Origin of the sequence: Vibrio sp. M260121 (assembly GCF_036533715.1) — a bacterium.
Classification (GTDB): Bacteria; Pseudomonadota; Gammaproteobacteria; order Enterobacterales; family Vibrionaceae; genus Vibrio.
The window spans coordinates 1-17,517 of sequence record NZ_JATABF010000064.1; the positions used below are offsets into that span (position 1 = coordinate 1).

The following is a 17,517-nucleotide window of genomic DNA, read 5'->3' on the forward strand; positions in this document are numbered from 1 at the left end:
GTGAGGCTTTTTTTTGCACAAAACATTTGCAATCGCAAACCTGTCCGCCCCTACAATAATAAGAGTTATCAATTGACAATTGATGAGAGAAGCATGGTGGACATAAATCGAAACAAGTACTACGGCATGATCCATAAAGGTGTGCAGGCGCTATTAAAAGACCGCATGGGCTTTTGTGATGATGACGAGTATCGCAATTATCTTGGCATTACTGTTGGTAAAACGTCCTGCAAAGAGATGACCGACGAAGAACTGATGGATTTGGTTAAAGGGTTGCGTGATGAAGGCTATCTGACCTTCAATAAGCAACCGGGTGGTCAAGGTGAAGGCAATCGTCCGACGAACGCGCAGTGGGCAAAGCTTGCTGCTTTAGCAAAGGATAAAGGCTGGAGTGGCTTGAATGATGCTCGGCTTGATGCGTTCGTTGAGCGCACTGCTGGTGTAAAGAAAACGCGCTGGCTGACTCGTACCAAAATCAGTGAAGTCATTCTCGGCTTGGAGCGTTGGTTAGGAGGTCGCCATGGCTAATCATTTTTCATCTCGATATCGAGTATTGGAAGTTCGTTCTCAACATGATCTTGAAATGTTGTTAGAGCGCATGTGGCCAACTAAGGCCGTACCAGCGCATGAGCTGTTTGAGCGTCTGCAGCTTTCCCCTTTCGATGAATCTATTATTAAAAGTGACTTAGGCTTTCCGCGCAGCTGGTACACACCGAAAGAACTGGCGGCGTATTTTTGGAAAAGGAGTAATTACTATGCTAGCGAACAAAGAGATATCTGTTGCGAAGATGACTGACGTGCTCAACGTCGGCTCAACGAAGCGTAATGGATTAATCCGAGACCTAAGCTTCTTTGCCTTTCGATTGAATACCTGGTTTGTCTTTGTGGAGGACTTAGGTGGCGAAGCGGAAAAGAAGAATGAGCAACTCGCTCTGTTTTAAAGACAATAAAAAGGCGCTTTAAATTATCTTTAAAGCGCCTTTTTTTGTGCCTGTTATTTTTTCGTGGTGTTCTCGCATGGCACGCCGAGTTTCACACCATCACCACCGTCACCTGCCGCATTGCATCCTGAGTTGTGACTGCGGTTGTCTGTTTTAATGTACGTGAGGATGTTGGTGCAGCCGCCGAGGCACATGCATAGAACGATGGCCATCACGACTTTTTTGATCATAGTTAGTCTCCATTATCTTTAGGTTGTTCGCAGTGGGTTGTGTTGTCATTGATACGAACCGATACACCCACTGAGGTATCGGCTTCCACTTTGAGTGGACAAGTGTCGTCACCGTAGCTCACGTTGTAACTGGTGATGGCAGTTGCGCAGCCAGTGAGGTTTAGCATTGCCAATGCAAGGGTGAATAAAATCAGTGCTTTTTTCATAGTCCGTAGATCTCTTTTTCAAATGCAGTCCAAGTGGATGAGCCACAAATACCGTCAGGGTTAAGTTCATGTTGTTGCTGGAAGTGAATAAGTGCGGTCTGCGTTGCATTGCCAAATTTGCCATCCGGGTTGAGTCCAAGCCCCAACTGCAGCTCTCGAACATCATCCCCAGTGCTGCCACGTTGAATCACCGAGCGCTCGATGTCAGTACCGATGGCTAGATACAAGGCCGTCTCAAACGCAATGGCATAAGCGGCAATCTGTTCGGCTTTATCTTTACCGTTGATGATGGCTCTTGCCCCCTGGTAATCAAACGAACCGTCAAGCTGCAGGTAGTCGCTTAGCTTCTTACCTGTAAACCAACCAGCCATCATGCCGCTAATCGCAATCTGCGCGGCATAAAATGGATTTAGTGCTAGCTCTGGCGCGTTCACAAAATCAATCACACCCTGTTGCCAGTTTCGGCTGTATACCACCGCTTTGGCTTTGGCGTAGTTCGCAAGCCAAGTTAACTGCACATAGCCTCTGCCGTAGTAGGTTTGACCTGTGTTAGGGTCTGGTTCACCGTATGAGTGGCCTTGTCCTTTACCCCATTCCTCAATGGGTTTCATGGTGCGGCCTGTTTCGTGGTAAGTCGTGGCGAGCACGTAAGCCAGGTATTGAAGAGGTACGGTCATACCAAGCATCACGAACATTGCATGCACAAACATAAAGCCAAGAACACAGGCACGTTGTGCGCTGTTCATTTGCCCTTCAAAAAGCGTGGCGTTCGTTCGACCTAGCATCGCTTTGGTGTTGATGTGTGGGGTGGTTCGCCCCTGGATAAGTCGTTGCGCTTTTTCAATGTTCGCTTTGGCGGTATCGAGCAGCGCGTTAGCTTGTTGTGTTTGCATAAAGTTCCCCATTATTGGAAGTTGTTCGAGCTAAGCTCATCAATGACGGTGTGCGTGACACTGGTCAATGTGATGTTGGCGCGCTCTTGTTTACTGATGGATTTTTTCTTATCGATGACATTGCCATCGCTGTCGGTAATGGTGACAGCGGCGTAGTACACGCCTTCGATGTTCTTGCAGATGGTTTCAAGGTCTTGCACGACGATGTCTTTGCCATGAGTAGTGCGCCATTTAAGTAGCTCGTCATTCACCAATTTAGTCGCCGTATCAACGATGGTTTTACCCAGTGCGGCATAGTCATTGAATACCTGCAACGCGATAGTGGCGGTGCCATCGACGCCACCAGGCGCGACAACGGTCACTCGATCCCCTTGTGGTACGCGAGTCTTACCAGAGCACTGTGCGTAAATCGCATCAATGATGGGCTGCTCTGGCAAAGAGCCATCAAGCAAGATAGCGCTGATGCTGATGTCATTTGGTTCTGGAGTCCAAATGGAAACTGAGCCAATAGCTGAGCTGGCAGACAGAGCAAAGTATTCATACGCATCATAAGGGCCGCAGGAAGACCACCCTGATGGTGCAAGCCAAATGCGGTAAGCATAACGGTCATCGTCTTCTTCTTGTGCACCACCTTGGCTTGTGGTCACGTTGGTCGCGCTTTCCACTTCAGCGATACTGGTATCCACGATGGTAGAGATTTGGCCAGCAATGAATCCGTTACCGCTTTCACCTGGTGTTTGGCATTCAAAGTTGGCCAGTAAATTGGCATCGCCAGCATCAACGATGTAATCCGTCATGCACTCGAAAATCGTTTCATCATCGACGGCTTTGACTTGGTATCCCATAGGAATAACAAGCCCAGCGTGACCTGCCGTAAACGTGAGTTCGATAACCGTACTGGCAGCAGACTCGCCAAGGCGTTCGCCAGCGCCCACTAAAGCTCCGAGATGTTCAAGACGATCACCTTTAGCAAATGCCAATAAGTTCTGTTTTGACTCGTAGTTGATCTCATCAACCACTTCGTTTTTGCTATAAGCAATGGCTTCAAGATGAACAGTCTCAGGATCGTTTACGGTTGGGTAATAGCCCGTCTTTTTAAAGTAACGCTCTTTCAGACTTGCCAAGTCGCCTTCAAAATCAGGCGTAACCAAGCTTGGTTCTGGTAGCGTTGGAAATCGGTTGGTACTCATGCGCGTCTCTGTATGGTTACGGTGGAGGTCCAGCCACTACTGGTGAGCGATGTGCTTACTGCTGTTGGCTTCCACTTGTCTGGCAACTTGCCTGCGTTCGTTAAGTTAATCGTGTCCGCAGTGGTCACTGTGGCGTTCACTAGCGTCAGTCTGCCAGTGGCCATTTGCTTGCTTTTACCTGAGCCTGTCGCGACATAGTTGTCGGCATAGCTCTTGGCTTCCTCCATGGAAGTCACCCCATCGGGAGTCAATCTCTTTATCTTTGCACCATCACTGGTATTGCCAGTTTTGTATTCACCTGCCGTGTTGTTAATTACGTCATAGAACTGAACGATGATGCCATCACTTTTAGTGCGGTCTGATACTGGGAACGAACCATTAACAACGATGTCTCGATTGCGGATATCGAGCGTTAACGTGCTGGTATTAAGCTCACCGACAACAAGTTGATTTCCTTTAAACGCCATCGGAATGCTGTTCTCATCAGCCAAGCGCCCCATCATGGCCATCTTGCTTTCGTCTCGTTGTTGCACTCGGGTGTAAGCGACATCGCGCGCATTAGGGGCAATGAGTATCGAGACGCCTACTTCTTTGGCGATGTCTTCAGCTAATGTGACAAAGCTGGTCTGCTCATACACCTCACACGTTTCATTGTCGATTTTACCGCGGGTGGCAGGCTTGGCGTTCGCACCGACGCTGACCTTGTCGGGGTTCAAGCTAAACCTGATCTCATCAATGGTGAACTTGCCCCACATCCACGCGTTGCGCTTACCATCGTCATCAAACCAACCAATACCACATTCAAGCGTGTCGCCTTTTTCAGGGAACCAAGCATCGTAGAAGCGGCCATCATGATTGACGAGCGTCATCGAGACGGTATCAGTGCCGACCTTCTTACTGTCGAGTACATCGGTGTAGGTCAGCGCGCTCACGTAGTCCGACAGCTCTTGGCTAATTTCTTTGCCAGCCCACTTCACGATGGCAAATGGCTTGATCAAGCTTCCAGCTATTCTGCCCATGGTGGCTTCTCCGTGGTGTCTTCAATGACCGTGCTCACTTCAAGTGCAGGAACAGTGATGACCTCCCCCCCATCAAACTCAAAGTTATCCATGTCACTTGCCAGTGTTCGGTTCGCTTCACGCAGTGTCATGACCAATGCCTCGTTAACACTGCTGTAAGCGCGATAACAAAGTTGATCCCAACGTTCACCACGCTGGGCATATAACGTCGTGGTGCTCATGGTTTATCTTTCACTTCCACTAGTTCACATTGGTACGTCATGCTGACGACACTGCCACTGGGTGTGGTCTTCATGCCTGTCAGCGTACGACTGCGAATGGTGAACTTGCCTTTGATGTCATCACCAATCACGACGGCGCGAGGTACTTGGTTATCTGCCATGGCATCCAGCGTCTTAACACTTGCTGTGATGTCACAAAACTTATTGCTGAACTGCATCGTCAGTGAGCAAGTGCGTTCGTTCTCGCCTTGCGCCTGATGTCTTGGATAACCGTTCACCACTTGCTGAGCGGTCACGCGCCAAGTACGACGGTCTTGAAATTGACTGGGACTCAAACGCCCCTTAAAGGTCAAATCACCAAAACCACCCCAAGCGGCGTATTGCGCTTCTTGACTCATGTTTCCTCCTCTGGCGGCACAACCACTTCTTCGTTAAGCAGTTCGTTGTAAAAGCGAACTTCTCTTAATGTTGGCGAATAAAAATCGCGGTGGACCGTGAGCACCATGGTTAAGCTCCAGTCTTCACGATAAGTAAAGGGGCCATCAAAGGGATCGAAATCCGCCGCTTCTTTGTCCCCTGTGAATCCACTTTGGATAAATTTGGCGTTGGTGATTTCCGCATCGCCAACGATGTGCATCTTGTTCTTTGGGCCAAGTTGCATCATGCCCTTTGGCACTTTGAGGATTTGACTCACGTCGCGCACCTCAACCAGCTCGTTCTCTAAGAAGTTGGCAAGCTGCATATTGATCCAAGTGGCTTGCCCAGCGAGCGCATTGCCAGCATTGCCTCCCGTTGCGCGCACGCAGACCACTACGGGCAGATTCCACTCATACGGCACGAACGGAGCGTAACAGTCTGGTTTCGGTAACGGGTTCAACGTTGACGCGCCTGTCACCATCAAGCGCACTTCAATCGCTGCCATCGCATTGTTGGGCTCAACAATGGTAGTGATATCGAGGTAACGCTCAATTTCTGCTTTCAGCTTGTTGATGGCTATCAGCGATTCAGGGTGTAAACTTGGTGCGCTCATTTAATTGCCTTCATCAATTCTTTTTGAACCAGCTCAGCCTGTTCTTTTTGTTGCTCGTCGCTTAGGTACATAAATGGTCGCCCTGGTACTTTCACTTCATCGACTCGGATATACAGCACGTAGAACACACCTTTATCTTTGCTCTTGTTGTTGCGGTTAAAACGACTTTTGATTTTTCGACCAATGCCTTTAGCGCCAACAGGTGCTCGCCCCATGACAGAGTTTGGACGCCAGAAAATCTTCCAGCCTTGCGCTTCCAGTCCTGACAACGTCTTGCGAACGCCATAGGCTTCGGTGCGCTTTTTGATACGCTTGTCAGCAGGAATGGTGAGCTTCTGCGCTTTTAACGGTTTCACGATGCCACCGTCATTAATCAGCGGTGCGTGCACCTTATTGGTCCCGATGCGGTATTCCCCTTGACCTGTTTGGTACGTAAGCGAAGCGTACGTCTCACCCGAATCAAACAGCGGTTTAGCGCCACCGTTCTTGGTGTTCTTCGTCAGCGTCGAGTTAGGCGCAAAGTCGCCATTGCGATAGTTGTCTTTCACGCACTGCAAACCAAAAGGGGCAATGCGTTCGGGCAATTCATTGATGATGCTCGCTGTCTCATTAAGCGCTTTTAAAAACTCTTTCATGCCGTTTTAAATCTCGTTTAAACCGAGGCTCATTGTGCCTTGACTTAATGCCTATCAATGGCTGCTGCCGCGCACAGACGCGCGCGCACGCGAAAATGAGCGCATCTAAATACACAAAAATAAGAGGGTTATGTGGCCAAAAAATCGAAGATTGAGCTGCAAGGATTAAGCGAGCGCATTATCGATATGTACGACAAGGAGCAGATGACGCTGACCGACATCACCGCCGTTCTCTCAGATGAGGGGTGGGAAGTGAGCCGAGCAGGTGTGCATCGCGAAGTCAAAAAATGGGAGACGTTCCTGGAAGAGCAAAAGGAACGTGATCGCTTTGCCAAGAAATTCTTAGATGAGTTTCGAGATAGACCCAACACTGACGTTTCAGAAATTGGTTTGCAGGTCCTGCAGAGCAAGATTGTTGAGGTGGTCAAAAACTACGACGTCACCACTGAGTCATTTGAAGATATCACTAAGTTGGTAAACTCGCTGGCTCGTTTATCGGATTCTCAAGTGAACCTTGACCGACTCAAAACCGAGTTTCGCAAGGGCGTGGATGCGGCCAAGAAAGAACTGGAAGATGAATTTAAGGTACTGCTTGAAGAGAGCAATCCAGAACTGCTTATCCAGTTGGTTGAAATTATCCGTTCAGTGCGTGTGGATCCCGATGGTCGCAAGCGCACGAAGAAACGTCGCTAAGGAGTTGTGATGAAATGCTTATCTGCGTTAGTGCTGGTCTTAGTTGCCATTGTACTGCTGGGTGAAATGCACCTCCAGACGTTGGAAAAGTCACGTCTGGAGCTTTCCATTGAGCAACACAAACTGGAAATTCGTTACTTGAAACTGCAACTGGAGCTGATTGATGAAAGCGCCGTTCTCACAGTTCAGTAACGCTGACCTCGATAATCTGCGCGAAAAAGCCAATGCGGCCATCGCGCATAAAGAGGCGCAAAGTAAAGGGCAAAGAGAAGCCAAGCAAAAGCTAGCGGAAGAACGACGACAAGAGAAAGCGCGTCGTCGACGTCGCGCCAGAGCAAAAGCTGACTTTGCCTATTTTTGTGAGACGTACATGCCGCATGCGTTTACGTGTGAGGCTGCGCCATATCAAAAGGCGCTCTCTCGTATTGTGGCATCGCGAGTGATGCGCAAACGCGACATGAAGCTGTTTAAAAAGCTGGTCTATCCCATCAATCACGGTTCGATTGTTATGCCCGAACGGGCGCAGTTTAATGGCATTCTCGACTTGGAGCCTCGTGACCACGGTAAAACCACACGTAACGTTAAAGCCTTGCCGATGTGGTTGCTGCTCAATTACCCAGAACAATACATCATTATCGGTGGTGCCAGTGGCCCAGCGGCTAAAAAGAACATCATGGCCATTCGAAATGAATTGGAGACCAACCAGCTCATTATTGATGACTATGGCGTGCAAAAGGTTCGCGGCAATATCTGGACGCAAAAGCAACTCGTGCTCGCCAATGGTAATGCCATTGAAGGTGTCGGTCGTGGTCAGTCTATCCGTGGTACAACGCACGGGTTCTTGCGTCCCACAGCTTGTATTCTTGATGACGTCATCACAGAGCTCGAAAAGAACAACAAGGAAATACGAGACAAGTGTGAGGACTGGTTTGACTCAGTAATTTTGCCTCTGGGTAAAGGCATGCTGATTGTGGTGGCCAACACTATCATGCACCACGATGACTTGCCGTCCAGATTGCTCGCACGCATTCGTGAAGGCTTGCTGCCGAACTGGCTTGGTCTGGTATTTAGCGCCCTTACTCCAACAGGGCAATCTCTCTTTCCGTCACGATGGCCACTGGCTGACCTTTACGAACTGCGGCGCATTATGCGTAAGGTGTGGTGGGCGGAATACATGAACATGCCTCGTTCGCGCAAAGAGCAAGACTTCAAACCCGAATACTTCAAGCATTACCAGCTGTCCGATCTCGATATCCGCGACATCGATATCATGATGGCCGCTGACCCTGCGACTGGGATGGAGACCGGAGACTATAGTGCCATCGGCGTGGTAGGTCGCCATCGCATTACCTTGGTGGACTACGTGTTGTTTTGTAATGGTTGGCATGAATCCGATTTGACGTTCGCAAAACGCATCGTTGAAGTGTACATGTGGGTTAAAAACACCTTTAACAAACCACCTAAAAAAATACTGTTTGAAGAAGTCGCGTTTCAGAAAATCTACAAGAACTCGGTCATTCGCTTTGCCAAAGGCTATGGCGTTCGTCTGCCTATCACGGGTTATAAGCCAAGCGGCAATAAGAAACTGCGCATCAAGTCACTGTCACCCGATGTGGAATCTGGCGGCGTTCAGTTCTTAGAAGATCAAGTGTTGCTTAAAAGTCAGTTGGAAGAGTTTCCGCGTGGGCATGATGACTGCCCTGATGTGATTGAGATGTGTGTCAGTGAGTTTGAGACCAAGCAATTTGTGGGCAGCGCCACACCAAACGTGGTGAAAAAGATGAAGAGCGCCGCTCAGCGCCTTGCACGTATTGGCGGTGGTGCGCGAGGGAGAATGTAGCCATGTTTGATGATGTTCGCGTACTTGGTAACAAGATGAAAGATGTCGTCGCCATGCTAAGGCGTACGGTGAGTGTTGCCACCGTCAGTCAAGTCGACAGCGAGCTGCGCCGCGTGAAGGTTACATTTGCAGGTGGTCGCATCCCAGAATCCGACTGGTTGTCAGTGGTGGGCTCTCGCACCAAAGGCGTGAATGCCAGTTGGAACATGGCCGTGGGTGAGCAAGTGCTGTGTCTCTTCCCACCTATCGGTTCGATGGTGCGAGGCTATGTCCTTGGTTCACTCGTGAATGTGAACGCCAGACCATACACCACCAACCCTGATAAGTTTGGTATCCAGTTTGAAGACGGTACGTTATTGGAGTACGACCAGGCGATGCAAACAGGCGTGCTCAAAATTAAAGGTGGTACACCGTCGATTCAAGTTGGTCCAGATAAAGTCTCGATTGTCTCTGATGTGGATATTGAGGGTGCGGTGACAATTAGCAAGACGCTTGATGTGACGGGTAATACAAACATCGGCGGCAATCTGTCTGTGACGGGCACGGTATCTGGTCAGCAAACGGCGACCTTTATGGGAACCGTCGGCGCGGCTGGATATGGTGGGTCAGTGTTCGGTGGTGTAGCTAAGATGCAAAACGGCATGGAGGTTTCCGGCAATGCGGAGATTAACGGGATTGCAACGATTAATGGCATTCCGGTATCGGTTGATACGCACACCCATCTTGATGCGGAGAATCGTCCAACGGGTCCAGCAGTCAGCGTTCGAAGCGCATCTCTGCTTAGTCGTCTTCTTCGCTATTTGAGACGATAAATAAACCCTAGCGTAAAACGCCCTGTATCGCATTCTAAGGGCGTTTAAATTTCATTGGTAACATTTATCGAAAATAAAATCTTAAAACAATTAAAGCGGGTTTTTAAACGAATTAAAACAGGTGTGATATGATTTACTCACTCAAACTTGGTGGCGAGGGTCGAAACGCCACATTAATCGATGATATTAAGCAGTCGCTCTACATGATCATCTATACCAGCAAAATGGAACGTGTCTATTTACCAGACTACGCTGCTGATGCATTGTCGTATTTGGATAAACCGATGTGGTTTATGTCGAAGCTTCAAGTGGCTATTGCCGAGTCGGTAGCAAAATATGAACCGCGCATCACACTGGATAGCGTGAAGATTGTATCTGTAGAACCGACGAAAGGCTTGATCCGCTTGGGGCTTTCATGCACGATAAATGAAACAGGCGTGCGTGAGTATTTCGAGCTCTCGAACCAACTCTGACCTACGGCTGCTGCCGCATTCTCTTCTTTTTACCTCACATAATGCTCTCAGTTTCTAGGAGGGCATTATGTCTGATGAATTTCTACACGGTATCTATACCGTTGAGTCCACCACAGGCTCGCTGGCCGTCACCGATGTTGCATCGAGTGTGATTGGCATTTTCGGCACGTCCGAAAAAGCAGAGCCGATGCAGCTCAATCACACCACCAACTACGATGATGCGTACGCGCTCTTCGGTGAAGGTTCCATTTCAAAAGCGCTTAAACGTATTCATACCTATGTGGAAAGTAATTCAGTGATTGCCATTCCTCTGGGTAAAGATTCTGATTTTTCGGACACGCCAGAAGAGCCAGCAACATCAGGCGTGACGCTCAGCTCTGCCAGTGCCATTGCTTATATAGACGATGGCGCAACGGTATCTCCTGTTATTGTCACCAATCCACACGCCGCCACTATCGCTTATACGTCCAGCAATGAAGCGGCTGCGACCGTTGATGCAGACGGCCTAGTTACATTAGTGGCAGAAGGTGAAACCACCATCACACTTAATATCGAGTTTGATGACGGCACCGAAGCTGCATCTGAGTCTGCGCCACAGCAAGCGACGCGCTCTCGCAAGAAAGGCGCGCGTTCTGCTCAATCGCAAACTCGCGCAGCGGCAACCGAGACGTTGACGTACACACTGACCGTAGCGCAAACCAATCCTGATGCAGGTAAAGAGGTTAACGGTGCGACGTTGTCTGCATCTAAAGGCGTGGTCTATACAGGCTCACCTGCAACGCCTGTTGAGCTGTCGAACCCTAACGACTTGGCCGTGAACTACTCATCCAGTGATGAGACGGTGGCGATTGTCGATAATGGCACGGGTGAAATCACACCGCTTGCTGAAGGCGTGGCGACCATCACACTAGAGCTGATTGGGAATGCGACTTATCAATCGTCAACGCTGACTTATGAAGTGACGGTCACAGCCGTCTCTGATGCGCTGTTAGCTGCATTCATTGACGCCTTGCCGCTTCTGCGCAAAGCAGGCAACAAATATGGTTTCTCATCAAAAATCCATCTTGCTCCTGGCATCTTGCACAAAACAGGCGCAGCCTCGTTAGCAGTTGCGGCAGTAAAATCCATTCGCGGTGTTTGGGTGGGCGATATGCCGGAAGATGTCAGCACAAAAGAAGAGGCGTTCGCCTTTAAACAGCAATTTGGTAGCGATCGTTATATGCCATGCTGGCCCCGTCCCCTTGTTATTCAAGATGACGGCTCTACGCAGGTGGATTGGTTCGCACCTTCATTGGCAGGCTTGATGGCACAAGTCGACCGCAATGGTACGGGTGACACGATTGTCAGTGAGACTGGCTACTGGTGTTCTCCATCCAACTATCCTTTGGTGGATATCGTCGGTCCATCCATTGACATTGAGTACATCCCTAGCGATGTCGCTTGTGACGTTAACTATCTTAATGCCAACGGCATCTACACCATGATCAACCGTAGCGGCTGGAAAGGTTTTGGTAACTACTCAAGCGCGTATCCAGACTCAACCGATTTAACGTCATTCCTTTGTGTTCGCCGCACGGCTGACATCATCGAAGAGTCGATTGAAACCACTACGCTGCAGTTTATCGACAAGCCGATGTTTACAGGGCCGTATGGTCTACAGGCCATGGTGTGTGGTCGCGTTCGTGACACGGTCAATGATTACCTTCGCTCGAAGGAAGGCACGTCACTGGTTTACTCCAATGTGTATCTGGAAGTAAACGACAACCCATTGGTGAACTTGCAACAGGGCAAAATTAAGTATCGCTATCAGTTCACACCACCAATCCCGATGCAGACCGTTGAGTATGCAGCAGAAATTTACGTGGAAGGTCTGGAAAGCGCCTTTAGCTCACTCGTAGGGAGTAATTAACAATGGCTGAGAACCATGTAACCAAGCGCAACCATATGTGCTTTATCAATGAAACGCAGTACATCGGACGCGTCAAAGCCATCACAGCAGAGCCTCAACTTAAGGTTGAAACGTTCTCGGCGCTTGGCGGTATCGGTGATATGGAAATCCCTAATGGTGATTATGAAGCGATGGCGGCCAACATCGAGTTTGACAGCACCGCGCCTGCAGATTTGAAGCAGCTCACCAAAAACGGCGGCTATGTTGCCATTCGAGCTCTGTGTGATGTCCGTGGTTTGGATGTGACGACAGGTACGCGCCGTCTTGATGGTGTAGTGACGCGTATTTGGGGTTACGTGAAAAATCCGCCAGCGACACATCACACTAAAGAAAAAGTAGCGTACACCGCTCAGATGTCCGTGTTCCGCATTGAAATCAGCAACAACAGTGGTCGCCTCTTTGAGCTCGATTTTGTTACTGGTGTTCGCTATCCAGCCGATGAGCCAGGTAGCGGCGGCATTACTATTTCGCTGTAAGGAGTGAACCATGCCTCGTATTCGCAAATTGGAACTCGTTGGTGAAGGCATTCAGCGCAATGGTCAACCTGTTGACAAGTCCGTGCTGGAATCTGTGGTTCGTAACTCGGGAGGCTCACGCCCTCCAGTCACGCTAGGACATCCCGAAAAGGGCGATGACAAGGTTCCGGCGCTAGGTCGCATTGACGTTCGCGGCGTTGGCACGAGCGACAAAGGTGAAGCGGTACTGCTGTGCGAGCAGCACTACACACCTGAACTCGAAGAGCTAGAAGACCAAGGGTATTTCGAAGGTCAAAGCGCCGGCATTTATCCGCTTCCTGGCAAACCTGGCGAATTCTACCTTCACCACGTAGCTCAGCTTGGTTCTTTGCCACCTGCTGCAAACATCAAAACACTGGATGTCGTCGAGCTCAGCGACGATGGTGAAAGCGACGCTATTTTTCTGTTCTCCAATGCTGGAGTGCAAACTAAACAACCGAATGAGAATGCCATTATGAAATTTGAAGATCTAATGAAAGCCGTCAAGAGCTACTCGGACGACGAAAAAAAGCAGCTGGGTGACGCGCTGGGTTTTAAAGCGCCAGAAGGCAAGCCTAAAGACGAAGGTAAACCTAAGGATGAAGGCAACCCTAAAGGCGAAGGTGCCACCCAGGAAGGTCTAGAGAGTGAAGAGCTAAAGCAGATGCGCGAATCAATGGCAGGTGACCGTCGTGACACTCTCACTGAATTGGCTAACGATGCCAATCTTGGTGAAGACATGTTGAAAGTGATCACCTCGATGATCAAAGGTGCATCGGCTATCGAGCTGTGTAACACAGGCGAAGGCTCTCGTTATTCCGAAATCAAGTCGCTCATTAAAGCGCAGCCAACAAAGAAAAAAGGCTCGCTCGATGTATTTGGCAACATTGAACTTTCAAACGAAGGTGAAGAAAAAGACACGTTCGACCCTGAAGGTTGGTAATTGCATTGATGTGGCGTGCGTTCTCTTTGGGCGCACATTGAAACCAAACAACTCAAGAGTAATGAATTATGGAATTTACCTCTAAGACGGCATTAAGCCATAAGAATGTGATTGGTAGTGGTAAGGGTGCAAAGGTGCATCAAATTACCGCAGGTGCCATCACTGACCTTGATATTGGTCACGTCATTGTGATCACCAAAGAAGGCATTCAAGGTCGCTGGGATGGCGTCACTATCCCAACGGAAGACATCGATGATGGCGCTGGCGGTACTGTCACGGCAACAGCCGCTTATCGTTTGGCGATTGTGACTCGCAAGCAATTCGCTGGTGATGCATCGGTGACTGCACTCGTTAAAGGTGATTATGTTCGTGAGAACGTCGTGCTGGCGGATGACTCTGCACTTCCAGCAGAAGCACAGTTCATGCTGACGCTAAGTGACTTGTGGGCAGAAGGTGAATGGTAATGGATAAGCAAAAATTAGACGCTGAGTTTTCAGCGCAATTTAATCGCGTTGGCAGCGCCATGGCTAACCTTGGTGGTCACTCTCGCTTCTTGCTGATGAACCGTCAGCGTAAAGCCAAGATTGATAACCTGGTGAAACAGGTACTGGGCCTCAAAGTCTTGTCTGAGCTTTACGACCAGGAGCGCCTGACGGTCGAAGCCGTTGCTCAAGCGCTTGCGCCAGAAAATGTGGACGAGCAACTTGCTGACAGCGCGAAACAAAAGCTATCGACTGCAGCCACCAAGCAAGTTGGTCAAGAGCCAGGCTTTGCACTCGAAACGTTAACCTATCCATTCGCAGTGGATGATATCGGTTCGCCGTTGATGGCCGAAGGTCAAGAGATGGAGCTGGTGTTCAATCCGCATGAGCAGCGCGTCAATCTGAAAACCTCAGATGAAAGCGTGATTGCGATTGAAGATGGCAAGTTCATCGTCAAAGGCGCGGGTGATGCCACGCTTTCTGCCACGTTCGTTAAGTCAGGTAATGTTCCAGGTCTGAAATCTGACATGGCCATCACGCTCACATTGCAAGAAAAAGAACTGCCGGATGACATCGAAGAAGCACCGGAAGGTTCAAAGGCGCGTGGATTCCTTCGCCCTACACCAGATTTTGACATCGAACTGGAACTCGGTAAGAGCGCCTTCATCGGTACGGTTGTTGAACTGCCTATTGCTTTTGCGAACCCAGAGAACGAAGAGTTTGAATTTGAAAGCTCAGATACTGATGTGTTTGAAGTGGATGCGCAAACGGGAGCGATTTTACCCAAAGCAGCGGGTGACGCCGTGCTGAAACTGCACATCGGTGATGACTCTGACGATGTCGTTGTCAGCATCAAGTAACCAAAATTAAACGCGCCTTAAAACCGTATTTAAGGCGCATTGAACACTGTTTTAAGAAAGAGAGAAGTCATGGATATTATCGACCTGTTCCGCAGCTATACGAAGCTGGATGTTTGGGGTGAGTTCCTAAACAAACAAAAGAAATTAAAACCCGTACCGATGCCAGTTCGCAATACGGTGTTTGGTCCTGCTCAGCTATGGCATGACGTGTCATTGCCATATTCTGAAATCAAAGACACCACCACAAACGTGCCTGTGGTTCGTCGTGGTACTGCTGCCCTTGTCTTGAAATCGGAAGGTACAACCGTAAAGGCTATCGAACCACAAGGTTTTGTCATGTCGCACTTTGCGACTGCTGCCGAACTAAACAACCTAAAAGCATTAGGGATGAAAGCCACGAAACAATGGTTTGATTCGAAAAATGCCAACATGCTACGCCGCGTATATAAAGGTATTGAGGCGATGTGTGCCATGGCGCTTTCAGGCAAAGTGGAATATCCAATGAAAGCTGAAGGTGGTGAGATTGAACTGGAAGTCTACGACTACGGCCTTACCGAAGAGTACAGCGCGGCTGGCACCATCGACGTATCATCGACAGATACCACCATTAGTCAACTGTTTAAACTACTGCAAAGCATGGCCGGAAAAATTGAAGACAACGGCTATGGCAGCAAGCTGTTAACCTACGCAGGTCGCGATATTTACGCGCGCATCATGGACATCGCTTCAGGTACGAATACTCGCAACATCAGCATTGAAATCGCGGAAAATGAAATCACTATCGGCGGTTACAAAATTCAGCGTATGTCTGGTAAGTATCACACCTATGTGGGTGGTGCAAAAACCATGGTGGATAAAATCGACGCTGAAGCACTGTGTATGATTGACCTTGATGCTGGGCACGATTTCTACTACCTGGCGATTGATGATCTCGATGCAGGTTTGAAAGCACTGCCGTTCTTCTCAAAACCGCTTAAATCAGAAAACCCAAATGGCGCAGAAATTATCGGTCACTCAAAACCCGTACCGGTTCCAGTGGTGGCGGCGATTTGTTGGTGTAACGATGCAATGGGTGGTGGTGCATAACGATGACACTAGACGAACTAAAAAGTCTAGTAACACCAGAGGGCGTTCAACGCGCCCTCGATAATCAAATTTATGACAGCCTCGTCTACGGTGATGGACACAACATCACCGACTCTTGTAACAGCGCGGCTGTGTGGTGTTACGGCTACCTAGCCAAAACAGGCAATATCAACCGAGCGTTTAATGCCTCTGATAAAGAGGTGCTGTCTGCTGCTATGGTGCAAATGGCCATCTATAAATTAGGTGCGCATCACTTCTTCAATCTTGAAGACCCTGAAGAGCTGGCATACGCGCTCATCGATTCCATTCTTGGCATTAACAAAGATGACACTGGCACATCCACCTACGTCGGAGCCGCAGTAGCAAAAGATGAAAAATCTAACATTGTTCACAAACCTGGTCGCAGGTTTGCCTTCTGGCGTCATTGAAGACTTCTATCCCCAACCGACAGAGATTGGCTCTGAGTCTGTCAATGTCACCAACTATTATTTTGGTGCGATTCGAGCCATGATGCTCGATGACCAAATCAGTTCGGACGTGGACATGCGCCATGCGTTCGCTTCTCAAATTCCGTTCATTATCGAAGGCTCACAAACCGACATCGCTAACGCAAAAGCCATTCTTGGTGAGTTAGATATGGAAGATTTGATGCTGCGTATGCTGACAGCTGCAGAGTTTGGATATCGTCCGATTGAAATCAAGTGGGAACAGGACGGAGCAAATGCCATTCCGGTAGAGTCCGAAGCCAAGCGTCCTGATAGCTTTTATGTTTTGCGTGATGGTGGTGTCGCGTATCGAAACACCTATGGTGAAATCCAACCAGTGCCTACAGGTCGCATCATTCCGGTGACACGTGAACGCACCAGTGACAAACCCTATGGGCATTCTATCTTGGAGCCGCTCTGGCCAATTTGGCAAACCAAGTGGGTGAACTGGGCTAACCTAGAGCGCCTTGGTGAGAAGTATGCCATCCCTAATGTAGTGGCGTTAACCGAAAGTAATAATGAGACCTCATTGCAAACTGTGGCGGATGCATTGGCTCCACTGCAGAACGGTGATGTTGCGGCAGTCAGTGGTGTCTCCAGTATTGAAGTGCTCAACCCACAAGGAAAGGTTGATGAAATCTTGAATGCGATTAAATACATCGATAACAAGATCACTTATCGCCTTACAGGACAAACCCTGTCATCGGGTAACCAGAAATATGGCTCTCGCGCTATGGGAGAAACACACCAGCAGAATGCGTTCTTCTATGCCAAGGCGGATGCAAAGATGGTGTTCAAAGCGCTCAACCAAACGTTATTCAAATGGATATTCCAGGCGAACAACATGAATGGACGTATCCGCATGCGAGTAGACGATAAGAAGTTTAAAGCGCTTCTCAAGTCTGCTGTCACTGATGAAGATGGCACCATTCAATTATCCGACCCAACGGAGGCGAAACATCTATGGCTGTTCTAACAGACGTGGAGCGCGCTGAAAAAGACAACCTGACCAAAATGGAGCGCCTCGAAAATGAGG

24 protein-coding genes are annotated in these 17,517 nt (G+C 49.0%); 15 read left to right on the forward strand and 9 right to left on the reverse strand.

The window, feature by feature from the left end; genetic code table 11:
- The first annotated feature begins 93 nt into the window (after positions 1–93).
- On the forward strand, positions 94–528 hold the full coding sequence (locus QTO06_RS23565) for a regulatory protein GemA (protein WP_051509407.1): 435 nt from the start codon (positions 94–96) through the stop codon (positions 526–528).
- 227 nt (positions 529–755) lie between these two features.
- The gene (locus QTO06_RS23570) at positions 756–941 is read left to right on the forward strand and encodes a hypothetical protein (RefSeq protein WP_140093424.1); all 186 of its coding nucleotides are present in this window, start codon (positions 756–758) and stop codon (positions 939–941) included.
- A 53-nt stretch (positions 942–994) separates the two neighbouring features.
- Here the strand turns inward: QTO06_RS23570 and QTO06_RS23575 are convergent, their stop codons facing one another.
- The 9 genes from QTO06_RS23575 to QTO06_RS23615 are packed head-to-tail and all read right to left on the reverse strand — an operon-like array spanning position 995 to position 6,365.
- Complete coding sequence (locus QTO06_RS23575) at positions 995–1,171, reverse strand: hypothetical protein (RefSeq protein WP_158500882.1); 177 nt, start codon at positions 1,169–1,171, stop codon at positions 995–997.
- Positions 1,172–1,173: 2 nt separating this feature from the next.
- Positions 1,174–1,377 carry a hypothetical protein gene (locus QTO06_RS23580; RefSeq protein WP_025818826.1) on the reverse strand — a complete coding sequence of 68 codons (204 nt, stop codon included), beginning with the start codon at positions 1,375–1,377 and terminating at the stop codon, positions 1,174–1,176.
- Entirely contained in the window at positions 1,374–2,270 is an 897-nt protein-coding gene (locus QTO06_RS23585) for a peptidoglycan-binding protein (protein WP_025818825.1), read from the reverse strand. The genes QTO06_RS23580 and QTO06_RS23585 overlap by 4 nt, the downstream gene beginning before the upstream one ends.
- An 11-nt stretch (positions 2,271–2,281) precedes the next feature.
- Entirely contained in the window at positions 2,282–3,460 is a 1,179-nt protein-coding gene (locus tag QTO06_RS23590) for a baseplate J/gp47 family protein (protein ID WP_025818824.1), read from the reverse strand.
- On the reverse strand, positions 3,457–4,479 hold the full coding sequence (locus QTO06_RS23595) for a phage late control D family protein (protein ID WP_025818823.1): 1,023 nt from the start codon (positions 4,477–4,479) through the stop codon (positions 3,457–3,459). The genes QTO06_RS23590 and QTO06_RS23595 overlap by 4 nt, the downstream gene beginning before the upstream one ends.
- The gene (locus QTO06_RS23600; RefSeq protein WP_025818822.1) at positions 4,467–4,700 is read right to left on the reverse strand and encodes a tail protein X; all 234 of its coding nucleotides are present in this window, start codon (positions 4,698–4,700) and stop codon (positions 4,467–4,469) included. Before QTO06_RS23600 ends, QTO06_RS23595 begins: the two co-directional genes overlap by 13 nt.
- Positions 4,697–5,098, reverse strand: coding sequence for a phage tail protein (locus QTO06_RS23605; RefSeq protein ID WP_025818821.1), 402 nt, complete (start codon positions 5,096–5,098; stop codon positions 4,697–4,699). Before QTO06_RS23605 ends, QTO06_RS23600 begins: the two co-directional genes overlap by 4 nt.
- On the reverse strand, positions 5,095–5,730 hold the full coding sequence (locus QTO06_RS23610) for a hypothetical protein (protein WP_025818820.1): 636 nt from the start codon (positions 5,728–5,730) through the stop codon (positions 5,095–5,097). The genes QTO06_RS23605 and QTO06_RS23610 overlap by 4 nt, the downstream gene beginning before the upstream one ends.
- Positions 5,727–6,365 carry a hypothetical protein gene (locus tag QTO06_RS23615; protein WP_025818819.1) on the reverse strand — a complete coding sequence of 213 codons (639 nt, stop codon included), beginning with the start codon at positions 6,363–6,365 and terminating at the stop codon, positions 5,727–5,729. Before QTO06_RS23615 ends, QTO06_RS23610 begins: the two co-directional genes overlap by 4 nt.
- Positions 6,366–6,497: 132 nt before the next feature.
- Between QTO06_RS23615 and QTO06_RS23620 the strand changes: the two genes are divergently transcribed.
- The 13 genes from QTO06_RS23620 to QTO06_RS23680 all read left to right on the forward strand — a co-directional run bounded on the left by QTO06_RS23620 (position 6,498) and on the right by QTO06_RS23680 (position 17,457).
- Positions 6,498–7,058, forward strand: coding sequence for a phage protein Gp27 family protein (locus QTO06_RS23620; protein WP_025818818.1), 561 nt, complete (start codon positions 6,498–6,500; stop codon positions 7,056–7,058).
- Between the two features lie 9 nt (positions 7,059–7,067).
- Positions 7,068–7,250, forward strand: coding sequence for a hypothetical protein (locus QTO06_RS23625; RefSeq protein WP_025818817.1), 183 nt, complete (start codon positions 7,068–7,070; stop codon positions 7,248–7,250).
- Complete coding sequence (gene terL / locus QTO06_RS23630; RefSeq protein ID WP_331410077.1) at positions 7,222–8,898, forward strand: phage terminase large subunit; 1,677 nt, start codon at positions 7,222–7,224, stop codon at positions 8,896–8,898. The genes QTO06_RS23625 and terL overlap by 29 nt, the downstream gene beginning before the upstream one ends.
- Positions 8,899–8,900: 2 nt before the next feature.
- Entirely contained in the window at positions 8,901–9,710 is an 810-nt protein-coding gene (locus QTO06_RS23635; RefSeq protein WP_140093423.1) for a phage baseplate assembly protein V, read from the forward strand.
- A 128-nt stretch (positions 9,711–9,838) separates the two neighbouring features.
- Positions 9,839–10,183 carry a GPW/gp25 family protein gene (locus tag QTO06_RS23640; protein WP_025818814.1) on the forward strand — a complete coding sequence of 115 codons (345 nt, stop codon included), beginning with the start codon at positions 9,839–9,841 and terminating at the stop codon, positions 10,181–10,183.
- Positions 10,184–10,250: 67 nt separating this feature from the next.
- Positions 10,251–12,092: an Ig-like domain-containing protein gene (locus QTO06_RS23645; RefSeq protein ID WP_331410078.1), complete on the forward strand. Its 1,842-nt coding sequence runs from the start codon at positions 10,251–10,253 to the stop codon at positions 12,090–12,092.
- A gap of 2 nt (positions 12,093–12,094) precedes the next feature.
- Positions 12,095–12,607, forward strand: coding sequence for a phage major tail tube protein (locus QTO06_RS23650; protein WP_024700544.1), 513 nt, complete (start codon positions 12,095–12,097; stop codon positions 12,605–12,607).
- Positions 12,608–12,617: 10 nt separating this feature from the next.
- On the forward strand, positions 12,618–13,568 hold the full coding sequence (locus tag QTO06_RS23655) for a hypothetical protein (protein ID WP_086597757.1): 951 nt from the start codon (positions 12,618–12,620) through the stop codon (positions 13,566–13,568).
- A gap of 68 nt (positions 13,569–13,636) precedes the next feature.
- A complete protein-coding gene (locus QTO06_RS23660; protein WP_054824791.1) occupies positions 13,637–14,032 on the forward strand; it encodes a hypothetical protein in 396 nt (131 codons plus the stop codon).
- Entirely contained in the window at positions 14,032–14,910 is an 879-nt protein-coding gene (locus QTO06_RS23665) for a hypothetical protein (protein ID WP_168936749.1), read from the forward strand. The genes QTO06_RS23660 and QTO06_RS23665 overlap by 1 nt, the downstream gene beginning before the upstream one ends.
- A gap of 69 nt (positions 14,911–14,979) precedes the next feature.
- Positions 14,980–15,996, forward strand: a complete 1,017-nt coding sequence (locus QTO06_RS23670) for a major capsid protein (protein ID WP_219079368.1) — start codon at positions 14,980–14,982, stop codon at positions 15,994–15,996.
- A gap of 2 nt (positions 15,997–15,998) precedes the next feature.
- A complete protein-coding gene (locus QTO06_RS23675) occupies positions 15,999–16,424 on the forward strand; it encodes a hypothetical protein (RefSeq protein WP_024700549.1) in 426 nt (141 codons plus the stop codon).
- Positions 16,366–17,457 (forward strand): phage portal protein family protein, encoded by a 1,092-nt coding sequence (locus tag QTO06_RS23680; protein WP_237305216.1) that lies wholly within the window; start codon positions 16,366–16,368, stop codon positions 17,455–17,457. Before QTO06_RS23675 ends, QTO06_RS23680 begins: the two co-directional genes overlap by 59 nt.
- The last annotated feature ends 60 nt before the right edge of the window (positions 17,458–17,517 follow it).

What these genes read in the sequence shown, in the direction of transcription:
- QTO06_RS23565 (WP_051509407.1), top strand. Translation starts at nt 94, where the DNA reads ATGGTGGACATAAATCGAAACAAGTACTACGGCATGATCCATAAAGGT.
- QTO06_RS23570 (WP_140093424.1), top strand. Translation starts at nt 756, where the DNA reads ATGCTAGCGAACAAAGAGATATCTGTTGCGAAGATGACTGACGTGCTC.
- QTO06_RS23575 (WP_158500882.1), bottom strand. Translation starts at nt 1,171, where the DNA reads ATGATCAAAAAAGTCGTGATGGCCATCGTTCTATGCATGTGCCTCGGC.
- QTO06_RS23580 (WP_025818826.1), bottom strand. Translation starts at nt 1,377, where the DNA reads ATGAAAAAAGCACTGATTTTATTCACCCTTGCATTGGCAATGCTAAAC.
- QTO06_RS23585 (WP_025818825.1), bottom strand. Translation starts at nt 2,270, where the DNA reads ATGCAAACACAACAAGCTAACGCGCTGCTCGATACCGCCAAAGCGAAC.
- QTO06_RS23590 (WP_025818824.1), bottom strand. Translation starts at nt 3,460, where the DNA reads ATGAGTACCAACCGATTTCCAACGCTACCAGAACCAAGCTTGGTTACG.
- QTO06_RS23595 (WP_025818823.1), bottom strand. Translation starts at nt 4,479, where the DNA reads ATGGGCAGAATAGCTGGAAGCTTGATCAAGCCATTTGCCATCGTGAAG.
- QTO06_RS23600 (WP_025818822.1), bottom strand. Translation starts at nt 4,700, where the DNA reads ATGAGCACCACGACGTTATATGCCCAGCGTGGTGAACGTTGGGATCAA.
- QTO06_RS23605 (WP_025818821.1), bottom strand. Translation starts at nt 5,098, where the DNA reads ATGAGTCAAGAAGCGCAATACGCCGCTTGGGGTGGTTTTGGTGATTTG.
- QTO06_RS23610 (WP_025818820.1), bottom strand. Translation starts at nt 5,730, where the DNA reads ATGAGCGCACCAAGTTTACACCCTGAATCGCTGATAGCCATCAACAAG.
- QTO06_RS23615 (WP_025818819.1), bottom strand. Translation starts at nt 6,365, where the DNA reads ATGAAAGAGTTTTTAAAAGCGCTTAATGAGACAGCGAGCATCATCAAT.
- QTO06_RS23625 (WP_025818817.1), top strand. Translation starts at nt 7,068, where the DNA reads ATGAAATGCTTATCTGCGTTAGTGCTGGTCTTAGTTGCCATTGTACTG.
- terL (WP_331410077.1), top strand. Translation starts at nt 7,222, where the DNA reads ATGAAAGCGCCGTTCTCACAGTTCAGTAACGCTGACCTCGATAATCTG.
- QTO06_RS23635 (WP_140093423.1), top strand. Translation starts at nt 8,901, where the DNA reads ATGTTTGATGATGTTCGCGTACTTGGTAACAAGATGAAAGATGTCGTC.
- QTO06_RS23640 (WP_025818814.1), top strand. Translation starts at nt 9,839, where the DNA reads ATGATTTACTCACTCAAACTTGGTGGCGAGGGTCGAAACGCCACATTA.
- QTO06_RS23645 (WP_331410078.1), top strand. Translation starts at nt 10,251, where the DNA reads ATGTCTGATGAATTTCTACACGGTATCTATACCGTTGAGTCCACCACA.
- QTO06_RS23650 (WP_024700544.1), top strand. Translation starts at nt 12,095, where the DNA reads ATGGCTGAGAACCATGTAACCAAGCGCAACCATATGTGCTTTATCAAT.
- QTO06_RS23655 (WP_086597757.1), top strand. Translation starts at nt 12,618, where the DNA reads ATGCCTCGTATTCGCAAATTGGAACTCGTTGGTGAAGGCATTCAGCGC.
- QTO06_RS23660 (WP_054824791.1), top strand. Translation starts at nt 13,637, where the DNA reads ATGGAATTTACCTCTAAGACGGCATTAAGCCATAAGAATGTGATTGGT.
- QTO06_RS23665 (WP_168936749.1), top strand. Translation starts at nt 14,032, where the DNA reads ATGGATAAGCAAAAATTAGACGCTGAGTTTTCAGCGCAATTTAATCGC.
- QTO06_RS23670 (WP_219079368.1), top strand. Translation starts at nt 14,980, where the DNA reads ATGGATATTATCGACCTGTTCCGCAGCTATACGAAGCTGGATGTTTGG.
- QTO06_RS23675 (WP_024700549.1), top strand. Translation starts at nt 15,999, where the DNA reads ATGACACTAGACGAACTAAAAAGTCTAGTAACACCAGAGGGCGTTCAA.
- QTO06_RS23680 (WP_237305216.1), top strand. Translation starts at nt 16,366, where the DNA reads ATGAAAAATCTAACATTGTTCACAAACCTGGTCGCAGGTTTGCCTTCT.